This is a genomic window from Carboxylicivirga caseinilyticus (assembly GCF_050589785.1).
Lineage (GTDB): Bacteria > Bacteroidota > Bacteroidia > Bacteroidales > Marinilabiliaceae > Carboxylicivirga > Carboxylicivirga caseinilyticus.
This window is the reverse complement of record NZ_JBNGOX010000003.1, coordinates 1-16,050: the sequence shown is the minus strand read 5'-3', so window position 1 is coordinate 16,050 and position 16,050 is coordinate 1. Positions and strand designations below refer to the sequence as shown.

General features: G+C 36.5%; 7 protein-coding genes. 2 read left to right on the top strand and 5 right to left on the bottom strand.

All coding sequences use genetic code 11. The features are described from left to right. Positions 1-76 precede the first annotated feature (76 nt). Entirely contained in the window at positions 77-2,209 is a 2,133-nt protein-coding gene (locus ACRD62_RS02065; RefSeq protein ID WP_430818457.1) for an alpha-glucuronidase family glycosyl hydrolase, read from the bottom strand. Between the two features lie 4 nt (positions 2,210-2,213). After that, positions 2,214-4,859, bottom strand: coding sequence for a glycoside hydrolase family 3 C-terminal domain-containing protein (locus tag ACRD62_RS02060; protein ID WP_430818456.1), 2,646 nt, complete (start codon positions 4,857-4,859; stop codon positions 2,214-2,216). A gap of 236 nt (positions 4,860-5,095) precedes the next feature. On the opposite strand from ACRD62_RS02060, the gene ACRD62_RS02055 reads away from it, so the two are divergent. Both ACRD62_RS02055 and ACRD62_RS02050 read left to right on the top strand, forming a co-directional pair. After that, positions 5,096-9,166, top strand: coding sequence for a hybrid sensor histidine kinase/response regulator transcription factor (locus ACRD62_RS02055; protein ID WP_430818455.1), 4,071 nt, complete (start codon positions 5,096-5,098; stop codon positions 9,164-9,166). A gap of 263 nt (positions 9,167-9,429) precedes the next feature. Next, on the top strand, positions 9,430-11,385 hold the full coding sequence (locus tag ACRD62_RS02050) for a CotH kinase family protein (protein WP_430818454.1): 1,956 nt from the start codon (positions 9,430-9,432) through the stop codon (positions 11,383-11,385). Between the two features lie 69 nt (positions 11,386-11,454). Here the strand turns inward: ACRD62_RS02050 and ACRD62_RS02045 are convergent, their stop codons facing one another. The 3 genes from ACRD62_RS02045 to ACRD62_RS02035 all read right to left on the bottom strand — a co-directional run. Beyond that, a complete protein-coding gene (locus ACRD62_RS02045; RefSeq protein WP_430818453.1) occupies positions 11,455-13,740 on the bottom strand; it encodes an NADP-dependent malic enzyme in 2,286 nt (761 codons plus the stop codon). A 466-nt stretch (positions 13,741-14,206) separates the two neighbouring features. Further along, positions 14,207-15,325 (bottom strand): glycoside hydrolase family 26 protein, encoded by a 1,119-nt coding sequence (locus ACRD62_RS02040; protein ID WP_430818452.1) that lies wholly within the window; start codon positions 15,323-15,325, stop codon positions 14,207-14,209. A gap of 127 nt (positions 15,326-15,452) precedes the next feature. Next, a partial coding sequence (locus ACRD62_RS02035; protein ID WP_430818451.1) for a hypothetical protein occupies positions 15,453-16,050 on the bottom strand: 598 nt, incomplete at its 5' end.

Genomic DNA, 16,050 nt, shown 5'->3' with positions numbered 1-16,050 from the left:
ATCAATATCGTTTCTCTGATTGCGATTTAATTAATAATTATCGAAGAAAAGAATGTAATTATGTAAATAAGCCAAATTAATTATGATGTTTAAGGTTAAACTTCTGTTTTTTCAATTCATCCAGTTTATAAATCGGTTTTTCCACTCCTTTGGGGAATGGTTGGTTTGAGAAGGTCTGAAAATAAAGTAAACAGGCATCTTTCCACCAAATGGCTTCTTTTAGCTGAATTGCTATCTTTTGTTCAACCTCTGCAAACCGTTTTTCATCAATAAATGGTTCCATCGTATTCCACATCTCCTGCGATCTTCTTACCTCATCAACACCCTGTTGGTATTTCAAACACAGTTGATTCCAAAGAGTTAGACCGCTTTTCATCTGATAATTCCAGGGTACATGATGAAACCATAAAAGATATTTTTCGGGACAGGTAGATACATTATCAAACATACTTATTAATGGAGCCTGATACTGTTCTACAGCATTACTCCCTGAAGAAGAACGATTAAAACCAATACCCAAGGAATCAGCTTTATGATAATAAGTTGGTAACCAATCAGGCCTTGCGCCTTCAATTTCGCACCAGGGTTCAGGTCCGTAATGATGATCCCAGCCCATAAGATGATGCAGGCCCAAAGGAGTCATATAGTTGACTGTTGCCTCACGCGAATTCATCATTACCTTAACAATCGCATCAACAGCCTTATCGTCCTGAGTTAATGTCTGACGGGTCCATTCGTCTGCAATCATCTCAACATCTAAGTCAGGATTCCATGCCAAACGCCCAAATACATACCAGTTAGCCTGAGCAAAATGATGTCCGCACCAATTATTATCCAGACCAATGTTTGCCACCCCGGCAATGCCACTCAAATGATCATTACTTATTGAACCTTCAGTTACCCTTGCTACAGTTGCTCCTTCACCATCTGCATAGGTATCTGACTGTAAAAATTCCTGATACAAAGTACCCAGATAAACCAGGTGATCAGAAAATCCAAGATACTCCTGTGTTATCTGTAGTTCGGGCATTAGTTGAGTTGTTTTCATGGCCCCGAACAAAGGACTGAATGGTTCTCTCGGCTGGAAATCAACAGGTCCGTTCTTCACCTGAATCATCACATTTTGTCTGAACTGACCATCTAAAGGATAAAATTCCTCATAGGCTTGTCTGGCTCTGTCATTTCCTTTGGGATTATAAACAAATGCACGCCACATAACAATTCCACCGTAAGGTTGCAATGCATCTGCCAGCAAATTGGCTCCATCGGCATGGGTGCATCCATAATCCATCGGTCCGGGCTGTCCTTCTGAATTTGCCTTGACCAGGAAACCACCAAAATCAGGAATCAGATCATAAATTTCCTTCACTTTTTCCTTCCACCATTCCTTCACTTGCTCATTCTTTGGACTCGCATTTTCCAAACCGCCTAAAACAGCAGGTGATGCAAAGTTCACCGACAGATAAACTTTGATTCCATATGGTCTCAACACTTTTGCAATAGCATTGACTTTTTGCAAATATTCAGTTGATAATATCTGAGGATTGGCATTTACATTGTTCAATACCGTTCCGTTAATACCAATTGAAGCATTTACTTTCGCATACTCATGGTATCTCGGACTGATTTTTTCAGGCAGTTCATTCCATCTCCAGATCGATCTTCCAGCATAACCTCGCTCAACGGATCCATCCAGATTATCCCAGTGATTAAGAATTCTGATTTTATACTTTGGTATTTCAATAATATTTAAGTCATCCTTATTTACCTGTATTGTTTGCAACGATCGCAAATAATGAAATACCCCATACAAAACAGCAATTTCAGTGTTTCCTGTTATCAAAACTGATTTCTTTTCATCGATATACTTAATGATAAAGCCATCGGAGCCTAATTCATCTAATTCTTTAGGATCAATCAACTCTCTAATATCCGAATTAACAGATAAAGAAAGCCATACGCTCTCCTTACTGACTTTATGCTTAGTTTTAATTGATGTTTTAAAAAGTCTGTTTAATCCATGAAGCAGCTCATTCGAAGCAAGTGTAATTCTACCTTCCGCATCCGATACAACAACAGACTTAGGTTTCAATAAATAATTCTGGCTATTCAGACTACTTTCTGAAAACCATAAGTCACTTCCATCGATTTGAGCTTGCAATGAAAATTGAAATATTAGAGCTATGAGTAGCAATTGAAAGTTTTTCATATCGTTATTTAAGAACTAATACTTCGTTATTGATTAGCTGAATATTTACGTCAGATTCAATTGTTTTCTTTTCAATAATCGATTGTTCCGATGGCTGACATCCACCAACACTTATTTTAAAGGGTGTACCTTCGATAATGTATTGATATTTATCATTCAGAACTGCCATATCTTCAGGCTGAAGAACCATTGATATATTTTTAGTTTCACCTGCTTTTAAATAAATTCTTTTAAATGATTTCAGACTTCTGATAGCTGCTTTAAATTCCATATCTGGATGTGAAACATACAACTGTACCACTTCTTCACCATCGTATTTACCTGTATTGGTTACATCAACAGTAACCGTCATTGATGAGCCTGCAAAAACCTCTGATGGCATTAACAAATTGGAATATTCAAATGTGGTATAACTTAAACCATGTCCGAAAGCATACAGCGGCTCACCTTTGAAATAACGATAAGTCCTTCCTTCCATATTATAATCTTCAAAATCTGGCAGCTGTTCTGTTGATTTATAAAAAGTAAGAGGTAATCTTCCTGAAGGATTGTAATCACCAAATAATATATCTGCAATAGCCTGACCACCAGCCTGACCCGGATACCATGCTTCCAGAATAGATGGTACATTTTCATTTTCCCAATTAACAGCCAGGGCACTGCCATTCATTAATACTAAAACAGTAGGACGTCCCAAAGCAACAATTTTCCTGATCAGTTCTTGCTGTACCTTTGGTAATCCAATTTCAACTCTGTCGCCACCGGCAAACCCTTCCACTTCCACTTTCATCTCTTCACCTTCAAGCAGAGGGCTTAATCCCATGCATAAAATTACAGCATCAGCATTACCAGCAGCTTTTAAGGCTTCAGCCTGTAAGTTATCATTAGGTGCCTCCCATAATAACTGAGCTAAAGCGTACTCTGAGTTTTTATGACTGAAATTACATCTGATTTTATATTTCCTTCCTGCTTCCAAAACCATTTGAACGTACTTTTTTGCCGGATCATGTTCACTTTCCTGCGCACAAATCTGTTCATCATCCAGCCATACATTAAATGAATTAAAACCTTGTCCTCCAATTGTATATTCACACGTTTTCTCAGGTACCAGAAAACCAGTCCAGACAGCACTGAATTCGTTACCGTTCAGCGAATCTCCGGGACCTTTATCCCACCATTGGAAATCCAGATTTGAATCAATTCGTGTAATTACAGGTTCTCCTTCAAAAAGCGAATTATTGAAATACTCAGCTTTCAAACCTTTTTCTGTTAAAGACTCATCTGTATACAAGAATTCACCAGGAATAGCTTCCAAATAAGGTAGTTCATTTGCATGTTTACAACCTAACGCATAAATAACATCAGCATCTGGCATTTTTTCACTGATTCCTTTAAACGGAGTAATCGGTTCAGCAGGATAACCATTGTAGTTTCCTAACAGAGCCTCCAGGTGTTCGGCATTGGGTCCAATCACTGCGATTTTCTTTAAACTTTTGGATAAAGGCAGAAGATCATTATCATTTTTTAATAATACCATTGATTTCCGTGCTGCATTCAGAGCTAACAGACGATGTTGTTCCGAATCAATAATATCTTCAGAAATTGAAGCATAAGGCACTTGACTATCATCATCAAACATTCCTAATTTCATACGAGCTAAAAACAATCGCTTCACAGAGATATCAATGTCAGATTCATTCACATATCCTTTTTCCACTGCCTCAACTAAAGCAGGATATGAATTTCCACAATTTAAATCTGTTCCTGCTCTTAGCGACATTGCTGCCGCTTCTGCTTTCGTATTAACAACCTCATGTGCATTCTGAGTATAAAAATCAGCCACAGCCCAGCAATCAGAAACGATATAACCATCGAAATGCCATTGATTTCTTAACAAATTACTCAATCGCTCATTTCCACAACAGGGTAATCCATTCAACCTGTTATAGGCACACATAACTGAATAAACATCCGCTTCTTCAACTGCTTTCTTAAACTGCGGAGAATAAGTCTCCAGAAAATCATATTCTGATGGTATGGCATTAAAACTATGCCTGTTAGATTCAGGTCCGCTGTGTACCGCAAAATGCTTGGCTGTTGCCACCAGTTTAAGATAAACAGAATCATTTCCCTGAAGTCCTTTAATATAGGCCACACCAAGCTCTCCTGACAAATAAGGATCTTCTCCGTATGTCTCCATACCTCTTCCCCATCGCGGATCACGAAATATATTAATATTAGGCGTCCAGAATGTCAAGCCATGATAAATCCCTCTTTTACCTTCTTTCTGGTATTTATGGTATTTAGCCCTTGCTTCATCTGAAACGGCATTTGCTATCTCGTACATCATTTCATCGTCCCACATAGCAGCCATCCCAATTGCCTGAGGAAAAACAGTAGCTAAACCTGAACGCCCCACACCATGCAAACATTCATTCCACCAATTATATTCAGGTATATTCAAATGAGGTATCGCCGGAGACTCGTATTGCAATTGACTTACTTTTTCTTCCAAAGTCATTTTAGCTACCAAATCATCAACTCTTTGTTCAAAACTTGCAGAATGATCTGAGTTTTGATTTGAATTATTACATCCCCATAAAACAAGTAAGAGTAAAAAACAGAATTGAAAATACCTTTTAGTTAACATAAGCGGATTTTAAAATTTTGATAAAACTGAATACTTCAAATTTAACAGCAATTAACCAATTAACTATTTCCATATCGTAACAACAAGTTTACATTTAGTTAAGCCATTTATACTCTCGTTACATAAATTTTAGTGTACGTTACATTAGTTATAAATAGCTGTAAAAACAAAAACGGCCTTCTTTTCCTATTGTTAATTTTTGTTACTTTAGAATTCAGTTTTTCCAAAAATGGATTATGCGATCAGCTTTTATCTTTCTGTTAATTATTTTTATTTCAATTTCAACATCCTCTTTAGGTCAGAAAAAAAGACTTTTCGATTTCAACGAAGGTTTATCCAATAGTCTGATAAATGAAGTGTATCAAGATCATTTTGGATTCATATGGGTGGCTACAGAAGATGGATTAAACCGGTTTGATGGTATTAAATTTAAATCGTTTAATGGAAGTCAAAAACAAAAAAGCTTAAAAGCTAATTTCGTCACAGCCATTTATGAGGATAAAACCGGAAAACTCTGGGTAGGTCAGATTAATGGATTACAGGTATACAATCCAATAACTGAAACATTCGAAGAAATTGAAGTTTATATCAATGATCAGCAAATTCACCCCTATGTTAGTGGTATTGAAGAGGCCTCAAATGGAGATATTTGGGTAACAACATCCCGCTATGGTCTGTTAAAAATAGAAAATGAATCAAAGCGCCCCAGGTATTCAACACGATTGAATCAACGGCTTTGTAGTTTTTATCTTGAATGTATTCATATCGATCGTGAAGGTTTAATCTGGATTGGTTCTGACAACAATGGAGTAAACTCATATAACCCTGAGACGGGAGAAATTTTAAAATTTTCAGAGACAGAGAAAGAACCCAATCACATTCCGGGAAATGACATAACGGACATTAGCGAAGATAACCGAGGTAATATTTATATTGCCAGTTTGAAGGCAGGTTTAACCAGATATAACAAGCAAACAGGTAAATTCAAGAAAATAACAACTGCCAACAAACAAAACTTACCGGTTAAATCACTTTTATTCGATTCAAAAAAAAGACTTTGGGTGGGGACCGATGGGAAAGGATTATTACGATTAAATAATCAAACTGATGAACTGGAGCAAATGAATCCGGGTAGTTCTTCATTTGATTTCTCAAGAAGTAAAATTCACTCAATTATTGAAGATAATGTTGGTAATATTTGGTTAGGAATATTTCAAAAAGGATTGTTCCTGTTTCCTGAATCCCCTGAGATGTTTAATCATTATGGATATCGTGCATTTAGTGCAAACAGTATTGGGTCTAACTGCATCACTGCACTGGAAGGATCGGATCATACTTTATGGATCGGAACAGACGGCGATGGCATTTATAAATTAGACCGCACAAAAAACAGTATTGAACCCATTGAACTTAGAAATAAAAAAGGCGAAAGAGAAGGAAACAACGTATTGAGTTTATATGATTCAGAAGATGATAATTTATGGATTGGAACCTATTTTAACGGATTACTTCGTTATAACACAAGAACTAAACAGCTAAAATCTTACACAAACGATCCTGAAAACAAGCTCTCGTTAATAAACGATAAAGTTACAGCCATCAAACCAGGTAAGAATAATGATCTTTGGCTGGCTACTTTAGGAGGTGGAATATGCCGTTTTAATGCCGATGATGGAACATTTAAAGTAGGATTAAACTGGTCCGACTCACTTAACCAATTAATTCCCAAATGGGTTAATGATATTCACATAGACAAAGAAAATAATTTCTGGATTGGAACTTATGATGGATTAGTTTATGCTCAACCCGAAAAGAATGAAATAAAAATTTTTACTACAGAAAATAACTTCCTTCCGCACAATGTTGTTTACAGTCTTGTATCAGATTCAAATGGAAATGTTTGGGCAGGCACTTATGGTGGTTTGGTTCGAATAAACACTCATAATTTCACTTCCGAGTTATTTACTATCGAAAATGGTTTAGGCAGTGATGTAATTTGCAGCATTATTGAAGACGAGAGAAACCAGGTTTGGATAAGTACACATAACGGTTTAAGTCGTTTTAATCCTTCTGACACCACCTTTACGACCTATTATGCATCGGATGGTTTACAGTCCAATGAATTTTCGAGAAATGCAGTTTATCAGTCCGATAACAATGAATTGTTTTTTGGTGGTATAAATGGTGTAACTGAAGTTAAAAAAGATTATTTCAACTATTCCAGAAACATTCGTGATGTAATGCTTACTGAGTTTCATCGTTTTGGTAAACCTGTTGAGATTGGTGAAAAAACAGGTAAACATATCATTCTGAATCGTTCCATTGTAATGGCTGATACCATCCGATTAACTGAACGTGACAATGTATTCTCCATAAGTTTTACTTCTGTTGAATTGGCCAATCAAAGCCGCATCAGTTATGAATATAAAATGGAGGGATTTGACACCAACTGGAATGCCAGTAATTCATTAAGCCGTACAGCTACCTACACCAATCTTAGTCATGGAACCTATCATTTTTATGTTCGGGGTGTTGATAAAGAACAATATTCCACACCTCGTAAACTGACAATTATAATATATCCGCCCTGGTATAAAACATGGTGGGCAAAGGTGTTATGGATTGCACTGGGATTTTTCTTTTTATACGCAATTATCTTATTCAATAAAGAAAAAGTTTTGCGTGTTGAGGCAGAAAGAACCAACGAAAATAAAATGCAATTCTTTATCAACATATCCCATGAAATTAAAACTCCTCTTACTCTAATTCTTGATCCGTTGGATAAACTTTTGAAGAAGAAAACCAACGATGAAACATTGCGTTTGTATCAAACCATGCACCTGAATGCCAATCGCATTCATCGTTTGGTTAGTCAGCTATTGGATGTTAGAAAAATTGATAAAGGACAACTACTTATCAAATACCAGAAAACCAACCTGTTTGAAATAGTGAAAGAAGTTGCTAACTCTTATGAATTACTGGCTGAAAACAAAGGAATAGATTTTCGTATTGAATGTAATCACAAAGATTTGGAAGTATGGATTGATCCCTTAAATTTTGAGAAAGTTATTCTGAACCTTCTTTCCAACGCTTTCAAATATACTCCCTCCGGAGGATCTGTGGAGATTGCCATTGACCCGATTACCAGGAAAAATTCAAAGAAGGATACATTCAGCCATGTTGAAATAAAAGTATCAGATACCGGTATTGGTTTAAAAAAATCCGATCTTGAAAAAATATTCAATCGATTTTATCAGGCATCATCCAAAGAAAACCTTTATCATACGGGCACCGGCATTGGCCTCCATCTTTCAAGATCATTAGTTGAATTGCACAAAGGGAAACTATATGCCGAAAACAAAACGAATGGCAAAGGAACCAACTTTATAGTTGTTTTACCACTTGGCAATAGTCATCTACCCAAGAAAGATATCTTACAATCCGAAAATTTCATCCCAACACCCGCAGATGTTCTTCCTGTTGAAGATGCAGTTATCCCAGTACAATCAAACAACAACGAAAAGCATCTGACAAACTACAAGATATTAGTAGTGGATGATGAAGATGAGATTAGAAATTATCTTTTGCAGGAATTAAGCACATCGTATGTTGTAACTGTATGTGAAAATGGTTCACAAGCCATGGAAATTATCAAGGAGGATAAACCTGATTTAATCATCAGTGACATAATGATGCCCGTTATGGATGGTATCACATTTTGTAAAAAGATAAAAAGAAACATAGCAACCAGTCATATACCGGTAATTCTATTAACTGCATTATCAAAAGACGAAGACCGGGCCGAAGGTATTGAAACAGGTGCTGATATGTACCTTGTTAAACCATTTAACAGCGACTTCTTAAAGAAAACAATAGCCAATCTAATAGAAAACAGAAGAAGAATATACCTTCAACTTTCACAAAAATCAAATAATCACCCAATTGAAGAAATTAAACTTAAATCGCATGATGAGGTATTAATGCAGAAAATAATGGCTGTAGTAAAGGAAAATCTTTCGGATGGGGAACTGAATGTTGAAATGTTAGCCGATGCCGTCGGAATCAGTCGTGTTCATATGCATCGTAAACTAAAAGAACTCACCAATCAATCTGCCCGGGATTTCATTAAGAATATCAGAATGAAGCAGGCTGCCTATATACTTACCAATAAAAAACTGAATATTAGTGAAGTGGCATACGAAGTGGGATATTCCAATCTATCCCATTTCTCCAGCTCATTTAAGTCATTTTATGGTGTATCTCCCAAGGAATATGTGAGAAATAACGCAACAGAAAATTATTCATAGCTCATAATTTAAATAATATGACACTTTTTCAACCATAAAATCAACTTGTTAATTAAGTGTTCAATATTTCCAGACACAATACTAAATCATATTGCATTGAATGATTGCTATTTACATAGTTTTCCAACGAATTACAGCTATTAAATATATACTCCTAAATGAATTAATGTCTTAGATTATAACACATTCATTTACTTGAATTATTACTACATTTATAGTTCGAAAACACCCTCCAATTGAACATTAGAAATAAATCCAACTGAATGAAAAAACTTCTACTTTTCCTTTTATTGCTAACTTATATTACTGGTAATTCGCAGGAGCAGCTCACAAATATTCCAACCCTTTATATCGAAACACTTAATGCTGCGCCTATTGAAAGTACAGAAGAATATGTTCCGGGAACAGCAACTTTACTTAGTTCAGATGCCACTGAAGAATTTACAAATAAAGAGATAGAAATACGAGGCAGGGGTAACTCAACCTGGGGATTTGAGAAAAAGCCGTATAGACTGAAGTTTACGAGCAAATACAACTTTTTAAACTTACCAGCCAAAGCTAAAAGTTGGGTTTTATTAGCAAATTACAGCGATAAATCGTTGATAAGAAATGGAATTGCTTTTGAAATAAGCCGTTTCATTGATATGCCATTTACCTCATCGGCCCGTTATATCGATGTGGTTTTGAATGGTGAATTCATTGGTAATTATATGGTTGCTGACCAAATTGAGGTTCGCACCAATCGTGTGGATGTTGAAACTTTAACCATTGACGATACCGAAATGCCTCTGATAACAGGTGGTTATCTTCTTGAACTGGATGGCTTTGCCTATACTGAAGATAATTGGTTCGAAACCAACAGAAAAACTCCAATCACTATCAAATATCCTAAAATAGAGGATATCAACACACAACAACAGGATTACATTACCAATTTTACAAAAACATTTGAGGACCGTCTTTTTGATTCTTCTTTTGATGATCCGAATGAAAGCTACAGGTTGATGGTTGATACAGCCTCGCTTGTAAACTGGTACATAGCATGTGAGCTTACAGGTAACTCCGACTCATTCTGGAGCCAGTATATTTCAAAAAAGAGAAACGAGGATAAGTTCTATTTCGGTCCGCTATGGGACTTTGACATTGCCTTTAATAACGATGACCGGCTGGGTGACGCCACTGAAAAATTAATGCGTGAGTATGCCCATACTCTTGTTTCCGGTCAGACTCTTTGGATTCAACAAATGTATAAAGACGTTTGGTTTGCTGAAGAAGTGATTAAACGCTGGAACACCATTGTTGATAGCGGAATTGAAGAATACCTGCTGGACTACATTGCCCAGACAGAAGAATTGCTGGATGCATCTCAACAACAGAACTTTGTTAAGTGGGATATATTGGGAGAAAAAGTATACCGTAATCAATTCTGGTTTCCAACTTATGCTCAGGAAATTGATTTCTTAAGAAGCTACGTTATGGACAGAATTGAATTCTTGAATTCACAATTTACTTTTGACAATCTGCCATCGCAACCATTTGAAGCCGAAGAATATTATTACCGCATCTACAATAAGCGAACAGAAAATTCTATAGATGTTAACAATGAAAGCCTTAATGGAAAGCTTGTTTCATGGCAATCTGACAATAATATAGAAACCCAGAATTGGGAAATTAATAAGGTTGATGATCAATATTTTCAGATTGTAAACAAACAAACAGGCTATGCCATGCGCGGAAATGGCAGGGTTAATTCATTAATTCAGGTTATACCCGATACAAATGATGATGCTCAGTTATGGGAATTCGAACCTATTTTAACAGGCAATGTTTATGGAATCATTAATAAGCAAAGCGGTTATTCTATTGATAACAGTGGTGGCTCTTATTCCAATGGTAATCCGATAATAGAATATGACAATCAAATAGATGCGAATCAAAATCAACAATGGTATTTTGTAAAAACCACAGCTATTAATGGAGAAAGTACACCTGTTGATATAACAGATATGACTGAAATTAAAGCATGGTACGATAGAACAAGCTCTTCCATTATGTATGAAGCACCAGATCAGTTAACAGATTTGGGTGTGTACCAGATAAGTGGTAAGTTATTAATTTCTGAAAAAGTTTCCGGTAAAGGTTCTATTTCGGTTAAAAACCTTTCAAATGGTGTTTATATCATCAGACTAGGAAGTCAATCATTTAAATTTGCCAAGTAACAACTTTACCTTTATGATATAAAAAATGGGATCGATGATCCCATTTTTATATATTTACATATTGAATTCTTACAATTCTATTATCTCGTTATCCTTTGTTTGTGCATCAACCACTGTAATAGTAGCCATATCCACAATTTCGCGAACCGAACTTTGCATCTGCAATACATGTATTGGTTTACGTATACCCAGAAGTACAGGTCCAATGATTTCTACCTGTCCCAGTTGTTGCATCATTTTATAGGCAATATTACCGGCACTCAGGCTTGGAAAAATTACAGTATTCACTTCTCTGCTACCCAATTTGGTAAAAGGAAACTTCTTCATCCTTAACTCAGCATTAAAGGCATAATTGGCCTGCATTTCTCCATCGACCAATAAGCCCGGATAATTCTCATGAAGATATTGAACTGCTTTTCTCACTCTCAATGGACTTCCCTGACGTGTTGATCCGAAGTTAGAGTATGAAACCAAAGCTACAACCGGTTCAATATTAAATTTTTTCACCTCATTTACTGTTAGCAAAGTAGTATCAGCCAGTGTTCGTGATGATGGCTGATAGTTAACCGTTGTATCAGCAAAGAAGTAAGGCCCTTTCTTGGTCATCACAATGTACATACCCGCAATGTGATTCAAGGTATTATTGGAACCTACAATTTGAAGTGCAGGACGTATGGTATCGGCATATTTACTGGCAAAACCTCCCAGAAAACCATCTGCTTCGCCAGCTTCCACCATCATAACACCAAAGTAATTACGATCATTCATCAAACGACAGGCATCTTCCTTGTTCAATCCTTTACGCATCCGCTTTTCAAAGAGCATTTGCGCATATTTTTCTTTTCTCTCCTTCTGCTCCTGTTCTTTAGTATCAATGATCTGTAAGCCTTCAACACTTATTTTGTTTTCTTCAGCCAATTGAAGAATGGTATTCCTGTCACCTAACAGCACCGGCTGAGCAATTCCTTCATTACGGACAATATCTATTGCCTTCAACACTTTAAAATGATCAGCATCGGCAAAAACAATTTTCTTCGGATCAGACTTTGCTTTATAGGTTACATCACGCACCAGCTTATTGTATAAGCCCATACGCTTCATTAATTCGATGCGGTAAACTTCCCAATCATCAATTTTTTTGCGTGCAACACCAGTTTCAATTGCCGATTTAGCAACCGCAGGAGCAACAACAGTTATCAAACGAGGATCAACGGGTTTAGGAATTATATAATCACGGCCAAAGATCAGATTCTGACTTTTGTAGGCTGCATTTACCTTTTCAGGCACATCCTGTTTAGCCAAATCAGCCAGGGCATAAACAGCTGCCTTCTTCATTTCTTCGTTAATGGCTTTAGCCCGTACATCTAAAGCCCCTCTGAAAATAAAAGGAAATCCCAGAACATTATTTATCTGGTTAGGATAATCGGATCGCCCTGTGGCAATAATAACATCTTCACGGGCGGCTTTTGCTTCTTCGTAGCTGATCTCAGGGACCGGGTTGGCTAATGCAAACACAATAGGATTATCGTTCATCGACCGAACCATCTCCTTTGTAAGGATATTACCTTTTGAAAGACCTAGAAACACATCTGCATCTTTAATTACATCCTCCAGGTGAACCGAATCACTATCCTGAGCAAATTCAACCTTGTATTTATTCAAATCGTCTCTGCTTTTTGTCAGGAGTCCTTTGCTATCAAGCATGTACACGTTTTTGGGTAAAACACCTAACGAAATGTATAACTTGGTACACATGATGGCAGATGCTCCGGCTCCATTAACAACCACTTTAATGGTTGCAATATCCTTATCTACCAGTTCAAGGGCATTAATCAAACCAGCTGCTGAAATAATAGCCGTTCCATGCTGATCATCATGAAAAACCGGAATATCCAATTCCTGCTGCAGGCGTTTTTCTATTTCGAAACATTCAGGAGCCTTAATATCTTCAAGATTGATGCCTCCAAAAGTGGGTGATATAGCTTTCACTACTTTTACAAAATCATCCACATTGGTTTCGTCGACTTCTATATCGAAAACATCAACATCGGCAAAAACCTTAAAAAGTAATCCTTTTCCTTCCATAACCGGCTTACCGGCTGCAGCTCCAATATTTCCCAAACCAAGTACTGCTGTTCCATTTGAAACCACTGCAACCAGATTTCCTTTAGAAGTATAACGATAAATGTCATCAGGATTTTTTTCAATCTCGAGACACGGATCTGCTACTCCGGGAGAATAAGCAAGTGACAAATCATGTTGGGTACTGTAGGGTTTGGTTGGTACTACTTCGATTTTTCCAGGCTTGCCGTTTTCGTGGTAATCAAGGGCATCCTGCTTTGTAAATGAAGCCATAACAGGTGAATTTTAGTTATTGGGTAAATAAACATACAAGTTATACATTAATAACTCACCAATCTATAACATATATCAATTACCATTGTTTTGCTAACTTTTCACCAATTCAGTCCTAATTATTTTTCAAATTGGCGCTTCGCCCAAACCCGACTTCATTTCTTGCCTTGATGCAAGAAACGAAGCAAAGAAAATCAAGGCTGCACCTGTCTCACTAAAAAAACTACGGTTAATTGACTGAAATCGTTTAAACTCGTTGACTACGCTCAACTCAAACAGAAAACGATTTTTAATCGTCAATTCAACCTTGTTTTTTTGCTCACCAACTGAGGCCTCTTATACACAGTAACTTTCTTTCTTCTTCAAATATTATTTAGTATGCTATTGACTTTTTACTATCATAAAAAACAAAAGGTTGCTCAGAATTAACTGAACAACCGTTTGCCAATCTAAATATGTTTATCTCTTAGTAAATCTCTGGTAAATCAGATACAAATAAGGTTTCTTCACTTTTGTAGAACTCTTTAAAATCAGGAGTACTGGGTTGTCCCGGAAAAGTAAAATAATACTGAGCTGCTTCAAGATTAATCCAAATTAATGCCCATCTGATTCCAGACCCTTTGGTATATTCCAAAAGTGAATTGGTCCACCACTGAGCCGGTTTTTCATTTAAATAACCTGTTTCGGTTAAGGCATATGGTTTGTTTTTCTCCAAAGCTACTGACTTCAGAATTTCAAGATTTCGGGGTAATACTTCGGCATAATTAATGCCATAATGTGGAAAATCATAAACATCAACCCCCATTATATCAACCCATTCATTGCCTGGATACTTGGCCAGATATTCTTCTTTTGAACCTACAATATTGGGTGAATATGCATACAGCACATTGTGCACATTCATGGTATCGCGTAGATAACTTACTGTATATTTCCACAACTGGGTATATTCATCTACCGAGCACAATGCATCACCCCACCAGAACCAACTTCCATTATGCTCATGAAAAGGCCTGAAAATAACAGGAACACTTTGTCCTTTTGAATCTTTTAAATCAGAAAAGAAGTTACCAACAGACGAAATCCATCCATTGAATTTATCATTTAAAGCCCCGCCAGGTAATAACTGATTTACAACAACTGTGGTATCCCAGGTTGACCCACCAGTTAAAGGATGCGTTGGATGCCAGCTAATTGTATTGATACCACCCATTTCATGAGCTTTCACAATAAATTTCTTCATTGATTCAAAGTTCACTGTATCAATATTTACAGGCGATCCTGTTTCGATATGTCCCAGATCCCAACCGAATACAGCCGGAAAATCTCCGCAAATTTTATAAACATCCGAGGTATACTCTTCACCATCATGTTTCCAACCGATACCATATGCAAAAGTATCTTCATGCCCGAACATGATACCCAAAGTATCACTGTGCATTAAAAACTGATACAATTTGATTACGTTTTCGTCAGCATTTTGATCTACTACTTTTACTGTTTGTTGGCATGGGACACTGCATGCCGAGAGCATCGTAACAAAAAGAATTGATAAACAAATGTTTGTATAATGTCTGAATTTCATAACTGATAAATAATACTGATTTATTTGTCCTAATATACCTAATTAGACTTTGTATTATTACAGATGGCTATAATAGTATTATACTTTAATAAGATTGTATCAATTCGTAACATAACGGAACGTTTTATCAGATTTTATATGATATACTTATTGACAAAGCGTTGTAGTCGGTATCTTCACTACCTGTTTCAGACATTTGAAGAATGTCTCGTGTTGGTTCAAATAATAAGCCTAATTTAACTCTCTTATAAGACACTCCGCATCCAAGAAAGGGAAAAGCAGTAGGCTTTATCTTTGATTTGTCTTCTTTAATAGATTGAGGTAGTACTGTATACATCGCAACATAAGAATCAAGCGCGAAATCAATACTGTAATTTGCATCTACATACAACCCAATTTTATCTGTTATTTTGGGTTTAAATCTAATACCTACCGGAATACGAATTGAATGATAATTTAATCTACCTTCTCGCTCCCAGTATCTATTAGAAACATCCCATGATTTATCTTTAGAAAAGAAATGAGCTTGAGACACAAGAGCCCAATTATTTTTTCTACCAATATTAAATTCAATGTCCAATCCTACTATGTAACTCATCCCATCAACTGTCATTGCATCATCTGCCCATTTGAGTCGTCCTAAAAAAAGGCTACACAACACGTAGCAATTATGTATAACAATAATGGTATCGTAAAGCGATACAGCGAGGGTTTTAAACTCAAAA